Origin of the sequence: Pseudomonas sp. GD03862, from assembly GCF_029840855.1 — a bacterium.
In the GTDB taxonomy this organism is placed as follows: Bacteria; Pseudomonadota; Gammaproteobacteria; order Pseudomonadales; family Pseudomonadaceae; genus Aquipseudomonas; species Aquipseudomonas alloputida.
Genome location: NZ_JAOCDI010000117.1, coordinates 1 through 999, shown reverse-complemented (window position 1 = coordinate 999; position 999 = coordinate 1). Strand labels below are relative to the sequence as shown.

1 protein-coding gene is annotated in these 999 nt (G+C 66.8%); it reads right to left on the bottom strand.

All coding sequences use genetic code 11. The features are described 5' to 3' along the window. A partial coding sequence (locus tag N5D53_RS27600) for an Ig-like domain-containing protein (RefSeq protein WP_279841143.1) occupies nucleotides 1-999 on the bottom strand: 999 nt, incomplete at both ends.

The window sequence follows — 999 nt, the reverse complement described above, 5'->3', positions numbered from 1 at the left end:
AGGCCGATTAGGATATCGGTGACCGCATCGGGCGGTGTGATGTCCGGCGCATCGAATTGCAGTGACGCCGAGGCGTTGCCGTCAGCATCCACCAAGCGTACGTCGAGAGCTTCGCCATTGGCCTGAGCAGGCGACAGGGTGAGGCTGAACAGGCCGTCGGCACCGACGACACCGGTGCCAATCAGGTTGCCGGCTGCGTCGCGCACCTGCACGGTAGCACCAGGCTCGCCGCGACCGGTGAAGGTGACGCCATCGGCCAGGGTCAAGTCAGTCGGTTGTGCGGGCGGCAGCAAGTCGGCCGAGGTGACCGAGCCCGGTTGCGATACGTTGCCTGCGGCGTCGGTGAGGGTGACTTGCAAGGTGCTGCCGTCATTCACGGCAGGGTCCAGGGCGATGACGAAGGTGCCATCTGCAGCGACGGTGCCGGTCGCGAGGATGTTGCCGACCGCGTCACGCACCTGCACGGTGGTGCCCACTTCGCCTCGACCACTGAGTTGGCTACCGGCAAGGCCGATCACCAAGTCAGTCGGGGCTGCCGGTGGCGTGGTATCGACCCCGTCGATATCCGGTGCGGTAACTGCGCTGCTTGGCGATGTGTTGCCAGCAGCATCGGTCGCGGCGGCCTGTAGCACTTCGCCGTCAACTTGTGGCGGATTGAGGTTGAGGCTGAACACGCCGGTCGGGCCGACCACAGCAGTGCCCAGTTCGGTGCCGTCGGCAGCCACGATGCGCACGGTGCTGCCCGGTTCGGCACGGCCGGTGATAACGCTGCCGTCCGCGCTCACGGCCAGTTCGGTCGGTGCGGCAGGGGCAGTGATGTCGGGCGCGGTGATTTGGGCGGGCAGCGAGGAAACGCCGCCGTCATCGATAGCGACCACGTCCAGCAGTTCGCCGTTGGCCTGAGGCGGGTCGAGGGTGACGGTGAAGCTGCCGTCGGGGGCCGCCACCACAGTGGCAACCAGCGTGCCGTTGGCGTCATGCACTTCCACACGGGTTCCA